We start from the raw sequence: 903 nt of genomic DNA on the forward strand, positions 1-903 counted from the left end.
CTTGTTTCTGTTTTGGATTCAGGCGTATCTTGAGAACTAAAAAATCATGAGGAACTCAATTCTCCTCCAGGGGATCTTTTTCCTCGCGTTGGTAATTTTGAGAGAAGTCAACAGCCACAGTCTAAGATCTGCTAAAGCTGACTTCGACGACGACAACGATGACCAAAACTCAAAGACCTCCACTTCAACTAGCTCGGACAGTGGAGAAGCTCGTTCGGCGGCAAGCGCGTCAGCGAAGGCGCAGGCTCAAGCATCCGGCGGCAATGGTGGGTACGGCCCGAGTCCCTACTACGGCGGCGCTGGCGGCAGCGCGTCCGCTCAGGCTCAGGCTCAAGCACTCGCCAACGCTCTAGCTGGCGGAAACGGTTACGGTTACGGCGGAGCCCTCGCACAAGCGCAAGCACAAGCACAGGCCGCCGCACAAGCACAAGCAGCAGCACAAGCACAAGCCCAAGCTCAAGCACAAGCTATTGCACAAGCACAGGCCCAAGCACAAGCCCAAGCACAAGCTATAGCGCAAGCCCAAGCCCAAGCACAAGCCCAAGCACAAGCTCAAGCTGTTGCACAGGCGCAAGCCCAAGCACAAGCTATTGCCCAAGCACAAGCGCAAGCACAAGCGCTAGCCCAAGTGCAAGCACAAGCTCAAGCACAAGCACAGGCTGTAGCACAAGCGCAAGCACAGGCACAAGCAGCTGCACATGCACAAGCTATTGCCCAAGCACAAGCGCAAGCTTCCGCACAAGCGCAAGCTGCCGCACAAGCACAAGCCCAAGCTGTAGCCCAAGCACAGGCCGCCGCACAAGCACAAGCACAAGCGCAAGCTAGCGCCCGTGCGCTTGCCCAGGCACAAGCAGTTGCACAAGCCCAGGCCCAAGCCGTAGCACAGGCTCAAGCCCAGGCCCA

The 903-nt window shown here is 57.7% G+C and carries 1 protein-coding gene; it reads left to right on the forward strand.

Going from position 1 to position 903, the window contains the following annotated elements:
* Nucleotides 1-46: 46 nt before the first annotated feature.
* Nucleotides 47-903, forward strand: an 857-nt coding sequence (locus tag ACFFNX_RS51370; RefSeq protein ID WP_378213808.1) for a hypothetical protein, incomplete at its 3' end; no start/stop codon positions are given.

Origin of the sequence: Actinoallomurus acaciae, from assembly GCF_042429965.1 — a bacterium.
Classification (GTDB): domain Bacteria; phylum Actinomycetota; class Actinomycetes; order Streptosporangiales; family Streptosporangiaceae; genus Actinoallomurus; species Actinoallomurus acaciae.